This is a genomic window from Elstera sp., from assembly GCF_044372965.1.
Classification (GTDB): domain Bacteria; phylum Pseudomonadota; class Alphaproteobacteria; order Elsterales; family Elsteraceae; genus Elstera.
Genome location: NZ_JBILQX010000011.1, coordinates 33,201 through 45,797 on the forward strand (window position 1 = coordinate 33,201; position 12,597 = coordinate 45,797).

A 12,597-nucleotide genomic window follows, 5' to 3' on the forward strand; every position below is an offset into this window, starting at 1 on the left:
TGCGCGCGAGTCTGTCTATTAACGGTGCGAGAGTATGGCGCAATCGATGGAAGTGGGTTTGATCTTAATTGGCCTCGCGGCGCTCCTGTTGGGGCTGCTGCTCGGCTGGCTGATTGCGCGCAGCCGCACCGGCATTCTCAGCGCCCATCTTGAGGACCGCGACAGCCGCCTTGCCCGCCTGGAAACCGATCTCACCGACGCCAGCACCTCGATTGGCGATTTGCGCGCCGAGAATGCCGAACTGCGCGTGTTGCTCGAAACAGAAAAAGCCCGCACCGGCGAAAATCTGGCCTTGCTGGACGACGCCCGCCGTGCCCTGACCGATCAGTTCCGCGCCCTGTCCAGCGATGCTTTGGCGCGGTCCAACGCCAGTTTTCTGCAATTGGCCGAGGAGAATTTCGGCAAGCTGCAACAGGCGGCCAAGGGCGATCTCGATCAGCGCGGCCAAGCCATTCAAGCCATGCTCCAGCCGGTCACCGAACGCCTGGGCCTGCTCGATGCCAATTTGCGCGAGATGGAAAAGACCCGCGAGGGGGCCTATCACGGCCTGCGCGAGCAAACGGCGTTAATGCGCCAGCTCTATCACGACCTCAAATCTGAAACCGGCAACCTCACCCGCGCCTTGCGCGCCCCCACCGTGCGCGGGCGTTGGGGGGAAATTCAGTTGAAGCGCGTGGTGGAACTCGCGGGCATGCTCGACCATTGCGACTTCCAAGAACAGGTGCAAACGCCGGAAGATCGTAAGCTGCGGCCCGATCTAGTCGTGCGCCTGCCCGGCGGCAAGACGGTAATCGTCGATGCCAAAGCGCCGCTCGAGGCCTATCTTCTGGCGGTCGAAGCCACCGACGATGAAACCCGCCGCCTGCATCTGCTGCACCACGCCCGCCAGATTCGCACCCATATCAAGGCCCTGTCGGAAAAAACCTATTGGGAGCAGTTCAAGGGCAATACGCCGGAATTCGTCGTGCTGTTCCTGCCCGGCGAGCATTTTTTTGCCGCCGCGTTAGAGCATGACCCCAGCCTGATCGAAGCCGGGGTGGAGCAGAGCGTGATTCTGGCGACGCCAACGACGCTGATTTCGCTCCTACGCGCCGTCGCCTATGGCTGGCGACAGGAGCGACTGGCGGAAAACGCCCGCGAGATTGCCGCCCATGGGCGCGAGATGCACAAGCGGCTTTCCACTTTCACCGATCATCTGTCGAAGATCGGTAAGGGGTTGGAAACGGCGTCCAGCGCCTATAATAGCGCCGTGGGCGCTTTCGATAGCCGCGTGCTGGTGCAGGCGCGCAAACTGGCCGAGTTCGATACCGCCGGGCTGGGCGATAGCCTCGAAACCCCGCCGCCGGTCGAAACCGCGTTGCGCTGGAGCAGCGCCGTCGCCAGCCTACCGGGACCAACACAGAATGGATGAAACGGCCCTCGCCAGCTTTTTCGCGCAGCAGCGCCTCGCCCTCATCGAAGGCTATCTCAAGGCCGGGCGGGCATTTGAGGGGCTCAATGCCGAGGAACTTCAGGTCGCTTGGCGCGAAAGCTTCATCGCCCTGGCCGATGATCCCAGCTATAGGCCGACCCTCAGCCGGATCGCTGGGCTCGAATCGGAATTCGGCCTGCGCCATACCGCCCCGGATTTCACCGGGCTCGACGACACGATGGCGCAATTGCGTGAGCGGATGGCCGAGCAATACCGCAAGGAAGCCGAAGCCGATCCCGAGATGTTTGCCGAGTTTACGGCGAGCCTACAGGCGGAGATTGAGGCGGCGGCCTTGCCGGTGCCGGTTGAGAAACAGAATTAATCGGGGTTTTTAGGGGCGGGTGCTTGGAACAAGCGTTTCGGACATAAAGCCGAAGGCAAAGCGCGTTATGATGCCGGAGAAAAAACCAGTTAAAAACTCCATCGATATATAAAAAATTGTCATCTTATCTAAATCAAGAAGAAAGGCATCAAATCCATTCGCGCGAATTAGATTAATCGCAATTTGGGCGTCGATGGTTACGCTGTAAGCGCAAATAGCGCATACAGATGTCGTCATTTTCTTTTCAAGAAAGTTTCTTTTAATGAAGCGGTGATCGCCGAATATGCCCCGAAAAAATAGATCAAGCGCCCAAAATAAAAAGACAACAACGCAAATCGAAATCATCCAACTAAAAGTGGTTGATATCTGATTGCGCGCCGACTCGATTGTTCGAATATTCAGGTAAGGGTGGCCGAATAACGTGCTGAAAACAAAGAGCGCCAGCCCCATCACGCAGCATAGGTATAGAAACTCGATAGCCCCCTCTTTGCACGCCGTCCGGTAACGGCGAGTAAGAAGGGTATCCTCGGTCATCGGTCGGGCTTAGCGCGTTGGAACCGGCTTTTCGCCGCGATAATCGTAGAAACCGCGCCCGGCTTTGCGCCCGAGCCATCCGGCTTCGACATATTTCACCAGCAGCGGGCAGGGGCGGTATTTCGTGTCCGACAGCCCGTCGTGCAGCACCTGCATAATAGCGAGGCAGGTATCGAGCCCAATGAAATCCGCAAGCTCCAGCGGCCCCATCGGATGATTCGCGCCGAGCTTCATGGCGGTATCGATAGCGACGACCGAGCCAACGCCTTCGTAGAGCGTATAGATCGCCTCATTAATCATCGGCAGCAGAATGCGGTTGACGATGAAGGCCGGGAAATCTTCCGACACGGCGACCGTCTTGCCCAAGGATTCGGCCAATGTCCGCACGCTTGCAAACGTGTCTTCGTCGGTGGCGATGCCGCGAATAAGTTCGACCAACTGCATCACCGGCACCGGGTTCATAAAGTGCATGCCGATGAACTTGCCGGGCCGGTCGGTGGCGGCGGCAAGGCGGGTGATGGAGATGGAGGAGGTGTTGGAGGCGACAATCGCTTCGGGCTTCAGGTACGGCACCAGGGTTTTGAAAATCTCGCGCTTCAGCGCTTCATTTTCGGTAGCGGCTTCAATCACCAAATCGGACTGAGTGAAGGCGGTATACTGGGTGCCCGTGGTGATGCGCCCCAGGGCCGCCAGCTTATCCGCCTCCGACAATTTGCCGCGGCTGACTTGCCGGTCAAAATTCTTCGAGATTGCCAGAACCCCAGCGGCAAGCCGGTCTTCCGACACGTCCAGAATATGCACCGGGTAGCCCGCGGCCGCGAAGACCTGAGCAATCCCGCTGCCCATTTGGCCCGCGCCGATGATACCGATGGTGTTCATGCTGGAATCCCTCTTTCGACAAAAAAGCCCTTCGCACCTGCGATGCGAAGGGCTAGCAGCTTACCCAGGCTTAGGCGCTGCGGTCTAGTTCCTCTTTCAATTCCGGCACGGCTTTGAAGAGGTCGGCCACCAGGCCATAGTCGGCAATTTGGAAAATCGGGGCTTCTTCGTCCTTATTGATCGCCACGATCACCTTGCTGTCCTTCATCCCGGCGAGATGCTGAATCGCGCCCGAGATGCCAACGGCGATGTAAAGGTCCGGGGCGACGATCTTACCGGTTTGGCCGACCTGATAATCGTTCGGCACGAACCCGGCATCCACCGCCGCGCGGCTGGCACCGACCGCCGCGCCAAGCTTATCGGCCACGGCTTCGAGAAGCTGGAAGTTCTCGCCGTTTTGCATCCCGCGCCCGCCAGAAATGACGATCCGCGCCGAGGTGAGTTCCGGGCGTTCCGACTTCGACAGCTCTTGGCCGACGAATTTCGATTTGCCCGAACCCGCAACGGCAGAAACCGCTTCCACCGCAGCCGACCCGCCGGTGGCGGCAGCGGCATCAAAGGCCGTGCCGCGCACGGTCATAACCTTAATGGCATCGGCAGATTTCACCGTTGCCAAGGCATTACCCGCATAAATCGGGCGCACGAACGTATCGGCGCTTTCAATGCCGACGACTTCGGAAATCTGCTGCACGTCGAGCAGGGCGGCCACGCGCGGCAGGAGATTCTTGCCGAAGGTGGTCGCCGAGGCGACCACGGCGTCATAGCCCTTGGCGACTGAGACGACGAGCGGCGTCAGTGCTTCGGCGAGGCCGTGAGCATAGTCGGCGCTATCGGCGCTCAGCACCTTGGTAACGCCCGCGATGGCTTTGGCGGCATCGACGGCAGCGCCGATCCCGGCCCCGGCGACGAGGACATGAACCTCGCCCAATTTCGCCGCCGCTGTAACGGCATTCAGCGTTGCGGGCTTCAGGCTGCCTGCATCTTGTTCGGCAATAACGAGAACGGCCATGATTAGATCACCTTCGCTTCAGTGCGCAGCTTTGCCACCAGATCGGTCACCGAGGCAACCTTAACGCCGCCCTGGCGTTTCGCCGGTTCGGTGACTTTCAGCGTGGTGAGACGCGGAGCGATATCGACGCCAAGGCTGGCCGGATCGATCACGTCGAGCGGCTTTTTCTTCGCCTTCATGATGTTCGGCAGCGAGGCATAGCGCGGCTCGTTCAAGCGCAAATCGGTGGTGATGATCGCGGGCAGGCTAATGGCGAGGGTTTCCAAGCCACCGTCGATTTCGCGCGTCACCGTGGCTTCGCCGCCCGCAACCGCGACTTTCGAGGCGAAGGTTGCCTGCGGCCAATCGAGCAACGCCGCCAGCATCTGGCCGGTTTGATTGCTATCGTCGTCAATCGCCTGCTTGCCGAGGATCACAAGCTGCGGGGCTTCCTTGTCCACAACCGCTTTCAGCAGTTTGGCGACGGCGAGCGGCTGCAATTCCGCGTCGGTTTGCACCAAAATCCCGCGATCCGCACCCATGGCGAGCGCTGTACGCAGGGTTTCTTGCGCTTGGGTCACGCCGAGGCTGACCACGACCACTTCGGTCGCAATCCCGGCTTCCTTCAGGCGAACCGCCTCTTCGACGGCGATTTCGTCGAAAGGGTTCATCGACATTTTGACGTTGGCGAGATCGACGCCCGTCTGATCCGCTTTCACCCGGACCTTGACGTTATAGTCAATTACGCGCTTCACCGCGACGAGTAGCTTCATTGCTGCGAATTCTCCGCCCACCGATGTTTTCTAATTTGGGGACTCTGTTCTGCGGGGCAACGCCCGACAAGTCAAGAGTGACGTTGACGTATAGGTTAGTTAATTGACCAATACGTCAACAAATCTCACCCTTCCCGGTTCTTACCCGGCACCCACAGAATGTCCGAAGCGCCCTTATCGTTCACCCAGCGCCCAATGACAAACATCAGGTCGGACAGGCGATTAAGGTAGCGCAAGGCCACGGGGTTCACGGTGTCGTCGTGGCGCATCAGCGTCACGCAATGACGCTCTGCCCGCCGGGCCACCGTGCGCGCCAAATGTAAAAAGCCCGCGCAGGGTGAACCACCGGGGAGAATGAAGCTATTGAGGGGGGCCAAATCGGCATTGAGCCCGTCGAGCGTTGTCTCCAACCAATCGACCTGGGGCTGCGTGACGCGCAGGGTCCAGGGTTGATCGACGGGGCAGGCGAGGTCCGCCCCAAGGTCGAACAGATCGTTCTGGATACGGGCGAGAATCGTCTCAATCTCGGGGGGCGCGTGCAAGCGGGCGAGGCCAATGGCGCAAGAGCATTCATCGACGGTGCCATAGGTTTCGACGCGCAAATGATCTTTCGGCACGCGGCTTCCGTCGCTCAGCGAGGTTTCGCCCGTGTCGCCGCCGCGCGTGTAAATCCGGGTTAGCCGAACCATGGTCAGGCCTGACTGGAAATCAGCGCCAGAACGAACAGCACAAGGGCCGCCGCCTGAAAACCGACGCGCATTTGCATCAGCTTATTCTGTTTCACCGCCGAGCCCGCACCGCCGCGCGCCATAGTGAACAGGCCGATGAAGAGAGTAGCCAGGACCGCCAGCATCGCCGCGCCCAGCAAGACAAGAAGGATCGTGCTCATGGCAAAGAGAGTAGGGCGGAACGGGGGGCTTGGCTAGGGGGGCGTCGTGCGCAGAACGGTATCGACCTATTCGCCGCCCGCATGAAGTGTCAGAGCTTAATCTCCGCCACGGTCGCTTTCGCATCGCCCAGCAGCTCTAGGGCCGCGTCGCGCGCGCCGTCAGCGTCGCGGGCGAGCACCCGGTCCAGCAACACTTTGTGCAGCGGCAAGCCCCGGCGCGGCGCGGGGATATGTTTGGTGGTAAAATCGAAACTGGTGCTCAGCGCTAAATCGATCAGCGCGCCGAGCGAAGCAATCAAATCATTACCGGTTGCCGCCATCATGGTTTGATGGAAGCGCACGTCGGCAGTATTCCAGGCGTCGAGATCGGGGGCGGCGTCCATGGCGTTGAAGGCCGCCATGAGGTCGGCGGCCTGTTCGGGCGTATGATTGCGCGCGGCCAAAGCGGCGGCGCCCGGCTCCACCATTTCGCGCAATTCCAGCAGCTTGGGGATGAACTCCAACACGGGGCGCGTCGCCAGCGACCAGGCGAGAATATCGGGATCGAGCAGGTTCCACACCCGCTGGGGCCGGACCCGCGTGCCGATTTTCGGGCGGCTCTCGATCAGGCCTTTCGAAGCCAAAACTTTAATCGCCTCGCGCAAAGCGGTGCGGCTCACCCCGAGTTCGATCGACAAGGTTTCCTCATTCGGAAGCAGTGCACCAGGGGCATATTCGCCACTCATGATGCGCGTTCCAAGCATATGGGCGACCTTGCCGTGCAAGCTGCGCCGGGAATAGGTGCGTTTTCCGCGATCCGCCATTGGTTTCCTCCCTGCGCCGAACCCTCGCATTCCCGCCCGCCGCTGGCAAGGGTAGCGGAGGCCCTGCGTTTTTTGCTATTCATCATACAATATTCTGTTAGCATTCTTCCCGGCTAAACGGCGCAAGACCGTAAATGCCCCTGGGGTGCGCCCCGAAAAAAGGTGAGGAAAGCGTGAGCAGTTCGATTTTCGCCCTGGATTGGGGCACCAGCAATCTGCGGGCGTTTCGGCTCGGTGCGGACGGCACCTGCCATGACCAGCGCGCGGCGGCCAAGGGCATTCTCGCGGTCCCGCCTGGCGGCTTTGAGGCGGCTTTGACCGATATTATCGGCGATTGGCTGACGGAAGCGCCAGATGCGCCCGTCATTCTCTCCGGCATGGTCGGCAGCCGTCAGGGCTGGGTCGAGGTTCCCTATGCCGAAGCGCCGGCAGGGATTGACGCCCTGCTAGCCAAAGCCCTACCCAAAACCTTGAAAGATGGCCGCACAGCCCTCTTTTTGCCCGGCGTTTCCTGCCTGCGCGACGGCGTGCCCGATGTGATGCGGGGCGAGGAAACCCAGATTATCGGCGCGCTGGCCCTGGCCGGTCTCGCCGATGGCCCCGTCTGCGCCCCCGGCACCCACAGCAAATGGGTGCAGGTCGCGGGCGGGCGGATCGTCAGCTTCGCCACTTATATGACAGGTGAGCTTTTCGCCCTCTTACGCGATCACTCCCTTCTGGGGCGTGGTCTGGTCCGCAACGATGCCGGGCAGGTGCAAGCCGCCCCGCCCGATCTGGCCCGCGCCGGGTTCGAGCGCGGCGTCGCGCAGGCTTTCGCTGATCCCGCCGTGCTGCGCACGCTATTTTCAACGCGCACGCTGGGGCTGTTCGATAAAATCCCGGCCCTCGCCCTGGCCGATTATCTCTCCGGCCTGCTGATCGGCGCGGAAGTGGCGGCGGCTTTACCCGAGGGCGGTCGCGGCACCGTTCCCGTTATTGCTAGCGCCGCGCTCGCCGACCGTTACGCCTGGGCCTTGGCCCTAAGAGGCTACACCGCCCAACCGATTTCCGGCGATGCCGCCGCCGTGGCCGGGCTCGCCCACTTCGCCACCGCTTATCTTCGCCAAGGACGTTGAATATGAGCTTCTGGTCTGCCATCGAAGCCCTGCCGCTCGTCGCAATTCTGCGCGGCCTGAAACCCGATGAGTCGGAAGGTGTGGCGGAAGCCCTGATCGACGCCGGGTTCCGCTGCATCGAAGTGCCGCTAAACTCGCCGCAGCCGTTCGATTCCATCGCGCGCATCGTTCGCCGCTTCGGCGATCAGGCCTTGATCGGGGCCGGAACCGTAACGACGGAAGCCGAGGTTGCGCGCCTCAAGGACATCGGCGCGCGCGTCATCGTGTCGCCGCACACCGACCCCGCCGTGATCCGTGCGGCAAAAGCCGCCGGACTATACGCGCTGCCCGGCTTCTTCACGGCGTCCGAAGCCTTTGCCGCCCTCAATGCGGGCGCGGATGGGCTGAAGCTTTTTCCGGCTGAAGCCGCCTCGCCGCAGATGGTGAAAGCCTTGAAGGCTATTCTACCCCCTACCGCCCCGCTGTTTGCCGTTGGCGGTGTCAGCCCCAACACCATGGCACCGTGGCTCGCCGCTGGCGCACAAGGCTTCGGGCTGGGTTCGGCCCTATATAAGCCGGGGATGGACCCGGCCACCGTTGGCACCAACGCCCGCGCCTTCGTGGCGGCCTGGGCGCTTTCCCTTTCCCGCTAAGGACACGTCCGATGACCAAACTGCGCAGCCGCGAATGGTTCGATAATCCCGAAAACCCGGACATGACCGCGCTCTATTTGGAGCGTTATATGAACTACGGCATCACGCGGGAAGAGTTGCAGTCGGGCAAGCCCATCATCGGCATCGCTCAGACAGGCAGCGATCTTTCCCCCTGTAACCGCCATCACATCGAATTAGCGCAGCGGGTGCGCGACGGGATTCGCGACGCGGGCGGGATTCCGATTGAATTCCCGGTGCACCCGATCCAGGAAACCGGTCGTCGCCCGACCGCGGCGATTGACCGGAACCTTGCCTTCCTTGGGCTCGTCGAAATCCTGCACGGCTATCCGATTGATGGCGTCGTGCTCACCACCGGCTGCGATAAAACTACCCCCGCGTGCCTGATGGCTGCCGGGACGGTCGATATTCCGGCCATCGTGCTTTCGGGCGGGCCGATGCTAGATGGCCATTGGCAGGGCAAGCTTGCCGGGTCGGGCACGATCATTTGGTCGTCGCGCAAGCAGCTTGCCACCGGCGAAATCGACTACCAGCAGTTTATGGACGCCGCCGCCGCCTCGGCCCCTTCCGTCGGCCACTGCAATACGATGGGCACGGCTTTGTCGATGAACGCCGTCGCCGAGGCCTTGGGCATGTCGCTGCCCTATTGCGGGTCAATCCCCGCGCCTTACGCCGCGCGCGGCCATATGGCCTATGAAACGGGGCGGCGGATTGTTGATATGGTCGCCGAAGAACTGACCCCGCGCAAAGTGATGACGCGCCCGGCCTTCCTGAACGCGATCCGCACGGCTTCGGCGATTGGGGCCTCGACCAACTGCCCGCCGCATTTGATTGCCATTGCCCGGCACGCTGGCGTCGATCTGACGTTGGAGGATTGGCAGACCTACGGCCATGAAATCCCGCTTCTCGTCGATTGCCAACCGGCGGGGCGGTTCTTGGGCGAGGCCTTCCACCGGGCGGGCGCGGTGCCCGCCGTGATGGCCGAACTGTTGCGTGCCGGAAAATTGGATGGCGCGGCGATCACCGTCACCGGCAAGCCGATTGGCGATATTCTCGCCAGCATTCCGGCGGGGGACCCGGAAGTCATCCGCCCTTACGGCGATCCGTTGAAAGAGGCGGCGGGGTTCGTCGTGCTCAGCGGCAATCTGTTCGAGAGCGCCTTGATGAAGACCAGCGTCATCGACCCAGATTTCCGCGCGCGCTACCTGTCGAACCCGAACGATCCCGAAGCCTTCGAAGCGCGCGCCATCGTGTTCGACGGGCCGGAGGATTATCATGCCCGCCTGAACGATCCGGCCTTGGCGATCGACGAGAATTGCATTCTCGTTATTCGCGGCTGCGGCCCGATTGGCTACCCCGGCTCGGCGGAAGTCGTGAATATGCAGCCGCCCGATGCGCTTATTCAGCGCGGGATTATGGCCCTGCCGACCTTGGGCGACGGGCGGCAGTCCGGCACCTCGGGCAGCCCCTCGATTTTGAATGTCTCGCCGGAAGCCGCGGCGGGCGGCGGGCTCGCGTGGCTGAAAACCGGCGACCGGATTCGCGTCGATCTGCGCACGCGCACGGTCGATGTGCTGTTGCCCGCCGACGATTGGGCGGCGCGCAAGGCCAATGAGCCCGCGCAACCGGCGATTCCCGCGAGCCAAACGCCGTGGCAGGAGATGTATCGCAAATCCGTGGGGCAGTTGCAAACCGGCGGGTGTCTTGATTTTGCCACCGCCTATCATCAGGTCGCAGCCCGCAGTACCCTGCGCCATTCCCATTGAGAGACCGGCCATGAGCGAACCCCTTCTGACCCAGCTTACCGATACACCGTGCAAACTCGGCGAAGGTCCGGTCTGGCACGAAGGGGCCCTTTGGTGGGTGGATATCAAACAGCCGAGCCTGCATCGGCTGGCCGGGGGCGTTAAAACCGGGGCCTATCAGCGCTTTGCCCTGCCCGAACCCGTTGGCGCAGCGGTGCCAACCGAAGGGGGCGATTGGCTGGTTGGGCTGAAATCAGGGGTCTATCGTTTTACCCCCGAAACCGCCGCGCTGGTGCCCTTTGCCGTTCTAGAAGCCGACATGCCGGGCAATCGGCTGAACGATGGTAAGGTCGACCCCTCCGGGCGGTTCTGGATCGGCAGCATGGACGATGCGGAAAATGCCCCAACAGGGCAGTTCTACTGCCTCAGCGGCTCCCCGCCCCGGATCGAAACCCTGCCCGTGCAGTTTACGGTCACGAACGGTCTCGGCTGGTCGGGCGACGGGCGCCGGATGTATCTGACCGATAGCGCCAATCGGACGATTTTTTACGCGCCTTACGATCCTGATACGGGCCAAACGGGCGAGCGTGGAATTTTCGCCCAGTTGACGGAGGAAGAAGGGTATCCCGACGGCCTCTGCGTCGATGCTGACGATCACGTCTGGTCCTGCCACTGGGACGGTGCCCGAATTACCCGGTATCGCCCGGATGGCAGCCGCGAACGGGTTTTGTCCGTACCCTTCAACCGTCCGACCTCCTGCTGCTTCGGCGGGGCAGACTTGCGCACGCTTTTCGTCACCTCCGCCCAAGATGCGATGGGAAAAGGGGGGTTCATTTGGTCGATTAACGCCATTAATCAACCCAATAATGTAACGTATGCGTCAATTCAGGGCGTGAAATCGACTCTTTTTGACGGATAATACTTTTGTCTTTCTTAACCTTGGGTGTAGCATCGTCGTAATGAAGCGCGCAAAGCGTCGGACAACGACCAGCTTCATCGGGGGAGGAAAATCATGCGGCTAACGATTAAAACGAAGCTGTTCGTTGCGTTGGCGGGCTTAGCTGCGCTTGCGGCGGTCGGTGGCGGGGCGGCTCTTTGGGCCTATGACAGGATCGGCGTTGCTTTCACGATCGTGCAGAATGAAAATCTGCCCGCGGTCGCGGTGGCGGGGGATCTGAAAGCGGAGGCGAATGCGATTGCCGCAAGCGCGCCCGCTTTGGCCGACGCGCCCGATTTGGCCAATCTCGAAGCTAGCAAGATCACACTTGATAATCGGATCGAAAGGCTCTGGGACCTCACCGGGAAGCTCAAATCGAACGAGCGCCTGATCGAAATGGTCAAGCAGTTCAATGAGCAGGTCAGCGCGGTGCATAAGGCGCGCGAATCCTATTTGAATGCCGAAGAAGATTTGCGCGCGCGCCTTGCCAATATCACGGTGACATCGCGGGTTTTGAACGACCGGCTGGCCCCGATCAACGAGAAAGCCCGGTTTAACCTGTCGCTCTCCTTGACCGAAGTACCCCTCGAACTCTCCAATGATTTCGACAAGGGTTTAGGCATGCTGCAAGCCCTCGCCGAAACCCATTTCCCGCTCTACGAAGAAAGTTCGGCCTTCATGCTGGACGTGGAGCGCGCGTCGGTTATGGCCCGCCAATCGGCGACCACCAGCAGTGTGGATCAGATGGTCCGCAACAAAACCCAAACCCTCGCCATTCTCCGCCATCTCGAAACCCGGCTCGTCACCCTCTCGAAGGACGCCCAGGATGTCGATCTGGTCTCGCCAGTGCAGCGCTTAGTTAAACTTGCGGCCGATGAAGAAACGGGCATTTTCTTGCTCGCTGAAAAGCGTATCAATGCCCAAATTGGTGTGATCCAGGCCTTGAAGCGCGTGAGTGCGCAGGCGCAGATGCTCTCGGCACAAGTCGATGAAATGGCCCAGGCTGTGCAGGGCGATGCCCGCGCCGAAACCCAACGCACCCTCGCCCTCGTCGATCAAGCGAGCCTGATGCAGGTTGTCTTGATTGCCGCCAGCCTGTTGATCGCGCTTGCCGTCGGCTGGGGCATTGGGCATCGCACGATTGCCCGGCGCCTGACACTCCTCTCCGGCGGGATGGACGCCGTCCGACAGGGCCGCTTGACCGAAACCGTTCGCGTCGGCGGCAATGATGAAATTGGCACAATGGCCCGCGCGCTCGATGTGTTCCGGCAAACGGCAATGGAGGTTGAAACCGCCCGCGCCGAAGCCGAAGCCGAGCGCCAGCGGTCGGCGGACGAGCGCCGCAAAGCCCTTACCCATATGGCAGATCAGTTCGAACAGAGCGTCGCCAAAATCGTCACCACGGTGCGCCGGGCGGCGGAGGAAATGCGCAACGCCTCGGGCTCGATGGCCAATATGGCCGAAGGGGCAACCCAGCAGACGGTCGAAGTC

At 61.4% G+C, this 12,597-nt stretch carries 14 protein-coding genes; 7 read left to right on the forward strand and 7 right to left on the reverse strand.

Annotated elements, in window-relative coordinates; genetic code table 11:
• Positions 1-34: 34 nt before the first annotated feature.
• Both ACIQ36_RS03160 and ACIQ36_RS03165 read left to right on the forward strand, forming a co-directional pair.
• On the forward strand, positions 35-1,411 hold the full coding sequence (locus ACIQ36_RS03160) for a DNA recombination protein RmuC (protein WP_395825727.1): 1,377 nt from the start codon (positions 35-37) through the stop codon (positions 1,409-1,411).
• The gene (locus ACIQ36_RS03165; protein WP_395825729.1) at positions 1,404-1,793 is read left to right on the forward strand and encodes a hypothetical protein; all 390 of its coding nucleotides are present in this window, start codon (positions 1,404-1,406) and stop codon (positions 1,791-1,793) included. The genes ACIQ36_RS03160 and ACIQ36_RS03165 overlap by 8 nt, the downstream gene beginning before the upstream one ends.
• Positions 1,794-1,802: 9 nt before the next feature.
• On the opposite strand, the gene ACIQ36_RS03170 is transcribed toward ACIQ36_RS03165, so the two are convergent.
• The 7 genes from ACIQ36_RS03170 to ACIQ36_RS03200 form a co-directional block, all read right to left on the reverse strand.
• Positions 1,803-2,327 carry a hypothetical protein gene (locus ACIQ36_RS03170; protein WP_395825733.1) on the reverse strand — a complete coding sequence of 175 codons (525 nt, stop codon included), beginning with the start codon at positions 2,325-2,327 and terminating at the stop codon, positions 1,803-1,805.
• Between the two features lie 9 nt (positions 2,328-2,336).
• The gene (locus ACIQ36_RS03175; protein ID WP_395825737.1) at positions 2,337-3,206 is read right to left on the reverse strand and encodes a 3-hydroxybutyryl-CoA dehydrogenase; all 870 of its coding nucleotides are present in this window, start codon (positions 3,204-3,206) and stop codon (positions 2,337-2,339) included.
• 70 nt (positions 3,207-3,276) lie between these two features.
• Positions 3,277-4,215, reverse strand: a complete 939-nt coding sequence (locus tag ACIQ36_RS03180) for an electron transfer flavoprotein subunit alpha/FixB family protein (RefSeq protein ID WP_395825740.1) — start codon at positions 4,213-4,215, stop codon at positions 3,277-3,279.
• A 2-nt stretch (positions 4,216-4,217) separates the two neighbouring features.
• Positions 4,218-4,967 carry an electron transfer flavoprotein subunit beta/FixA family protein gene (locus ACIQ36_RS03185; RefSeq protein ID WP_395825742.1) on the reverse strand — a complete coding sequence of 250 codons (750 nt, stop codon included), beginning with the start codon at positions 4,965-4,967 and terminating at the stop codon, positions 4,218-4,220.
• A 125-nt stretch (positions 4,968-5,092) separates the two neighbouring features.
• Positions 5,093-5,656 carry a cob(I)yrinic acid a,c-diamide adenosyltransferase gene (locus ACIQ36_RS03190; RefSeq protein WP_395825745.1) on the reverse strand — a complete coding sequence of 188 codons (564 nt, stop codon included), beginning with the start codon at positions 5,654-5,656 and terminating at the stop codon, positions 5,093-5,095.
• Positions 5,657-5,658: 2 nt separating this feature from the next.
• Positions 5,659-5,856 (reverse strand): twin transmembrane helix small protein, encoded by a 198-nt coding sequence (locus ACIQ36_RS03195; protein ID WP_395825748.1) that lies wholly within the window; start codon positions 5,854-5,856, stop codon positions 5,659-5,661.
• Positions 5,857-5,945: 89 nt separating this feature from the next.
• The gene (locus ACIQ36_RS03200; RefSeq protein WP_395825751.1) at positions 5,946-6,659 is read right to left on the reverse strand and encodes a FadR/GntR family transcriptional regulator; all 714 of its coding nucleotides are present in this window, start codon (positions 6,657-6,659) and stop codon (positions 5,946-5,948) included.
• Positions 6,660-6,832: 173 nt separating this feature from the next.
• Between ACIQ36_RS03200 and ACIQ36_RS03205 the strand changes: the two genes are divergently transcribed.
• From ACIQ36_RS03205 to ACIQ36_RS03225, 5 genes are all read left to right on the forward strand, one after another.
• Entirely contained in the window at positions 6,833-7,774 is a 942-nt protein-coding gene (locus tag ACIQ36_RS03205; RefSeq protein ID WP_395825754.1) for a 2-dehydro-3-deoxygalactonokinase, read from the forward strand.
• A gap of 2 nt (positions 7,775-7,776) precedes the next feature.
• Positions 7,777-8,406, forward strand: a complete 630-nt coding sequence (locus ACIQ36_RS03210; RefSeq protein ID WP_395825757.1) for a 2-dehydro-3-deoxy-6-phosphogalactonate aldolase — start codon at positions 7,777-7,779, stop codon at positions 8,404-8,406.
• A gap of 11 nt (positions 8,407-8,417) precedes the next feature.
• Complete coding sequence (locus ACIQ36_RS03215; RefSeq protein WP_395825760.1) at positions 8,418-10,190, forward strand: IlvD/Edd family dehydratase; 1,773 nt, start codon at positions 8,418-8,420, stop codon at positions 10,188-10,190.
• A 10-nt stretch (positions 10,191-10,200) separates the two neighbouring features.
• Positions 10,201-11,088, forward strand: coding sequence for an SMP-30/gluconolactonase/LRE family protein (locus ACIQ36_RS03220; RefSeq protein WP_395825763.1), 888 nt, complete (start codon positions 10,201-10,203; stop codon positions 11,086-11,088).
• A gap of 93 nt (positions 11,089-11,181) precedes the next feature.
• The coding region (locus ACIQ36_RS03225) for a HAMP domain-containing protein (protein ID WP_395825766.1) at positions 11,182-12,597 on the forward strand (1,416 nt) is incomplete at its 3' end.

Bases quoted from the DNA above. Each gene is read 5' to 3' on its own strand.
- ACIQ36_RS03185 (WP_395825742.1), bottom strand. From the start codon at position 4,967: ATGAAGCTACTCGTCGCGGTGAAGCGCGTAATTGACTATAACGTCAAG.
- ACIQ36_RS03160 (WP_395825727.1), top strand. From the start codon at position 35: ATGGCGCAATCGATGGAAGTGGGTTTGATCTTAATTGGCCTCGCGGCG.
- ACIQ36_RS03220 (WP_395825763.1), top strand. From the start codon at position 10,201: ATGAGCGAACCCCTTCTGACCCAGCTTACCGATACACCGTGCAAACTC.
- ACIQ36_RS03210 (WP_395825757.1), top strand. From the start codon at position 7,777: ATGAGCTTCTGGTCTGCCATCGAAGCCCTGCCGCTCGTCGCAATTCTG.
- ACIQ36_RS03190 (WP_395825745.1), bottom strand. From the start codon at position 5,656: ATGGTTCGGCTAACCCGGATTTACACGCGCGGCGGCGACACGGGCGAA.
- ACIQ36_RS03200 (WP_395825751.1), bottom strand. From the start codon at position 6,659: ATGGCGGATCGCGGAAAACGCACCTATTCCCGGCGCAGCTTGCACGGC.
- ACIQ36_RS03175 (WP_395825737.1), bottom strand. From the start codon at position 3,206: ATGAACACCATCGGTATCATCGGCGCGGGCCAAATGGGCAGCGGGATT.
- ACIQ36_RS03170 (WP_395825733.1), bottom strand. From the start codon at position 2,327: ATGACCGAGGATACCCTTCTTACTCGCCGTTACCGGACGGCGTGCAAA.
- ACIQ36_RS03195 (WP_395825748.1), bottom strand. From the start codon at position 5,856: ATGAGCACGATCCTTCTTGTCTTGCTGGGCGCGGCGATGCTGGCGGTC.
- ACIQ36_RS03215 (WP_395825760.1), top strand. From the start codon at position 8,418: ATGACCAAACTGCGCAGCCGCGAATGGTTCGATAATCCCGAAAACCCG.
- ACIQ36_RS03180 (WP_395825740.1), bottom strand. From the start codon at position 4,215: ATGGCCGTTCTCGTTATTGCCGAACAAGATGCAGGCAGCCTGAAGCCC.
- ACIQ36_RS03165 (WP_395825729.1), top strand. From the start codon at position 1,404: ATGGATGAAACGGCCCTCGCCAGCTTTTTCGCGCAGCAGCGCCTCGCC.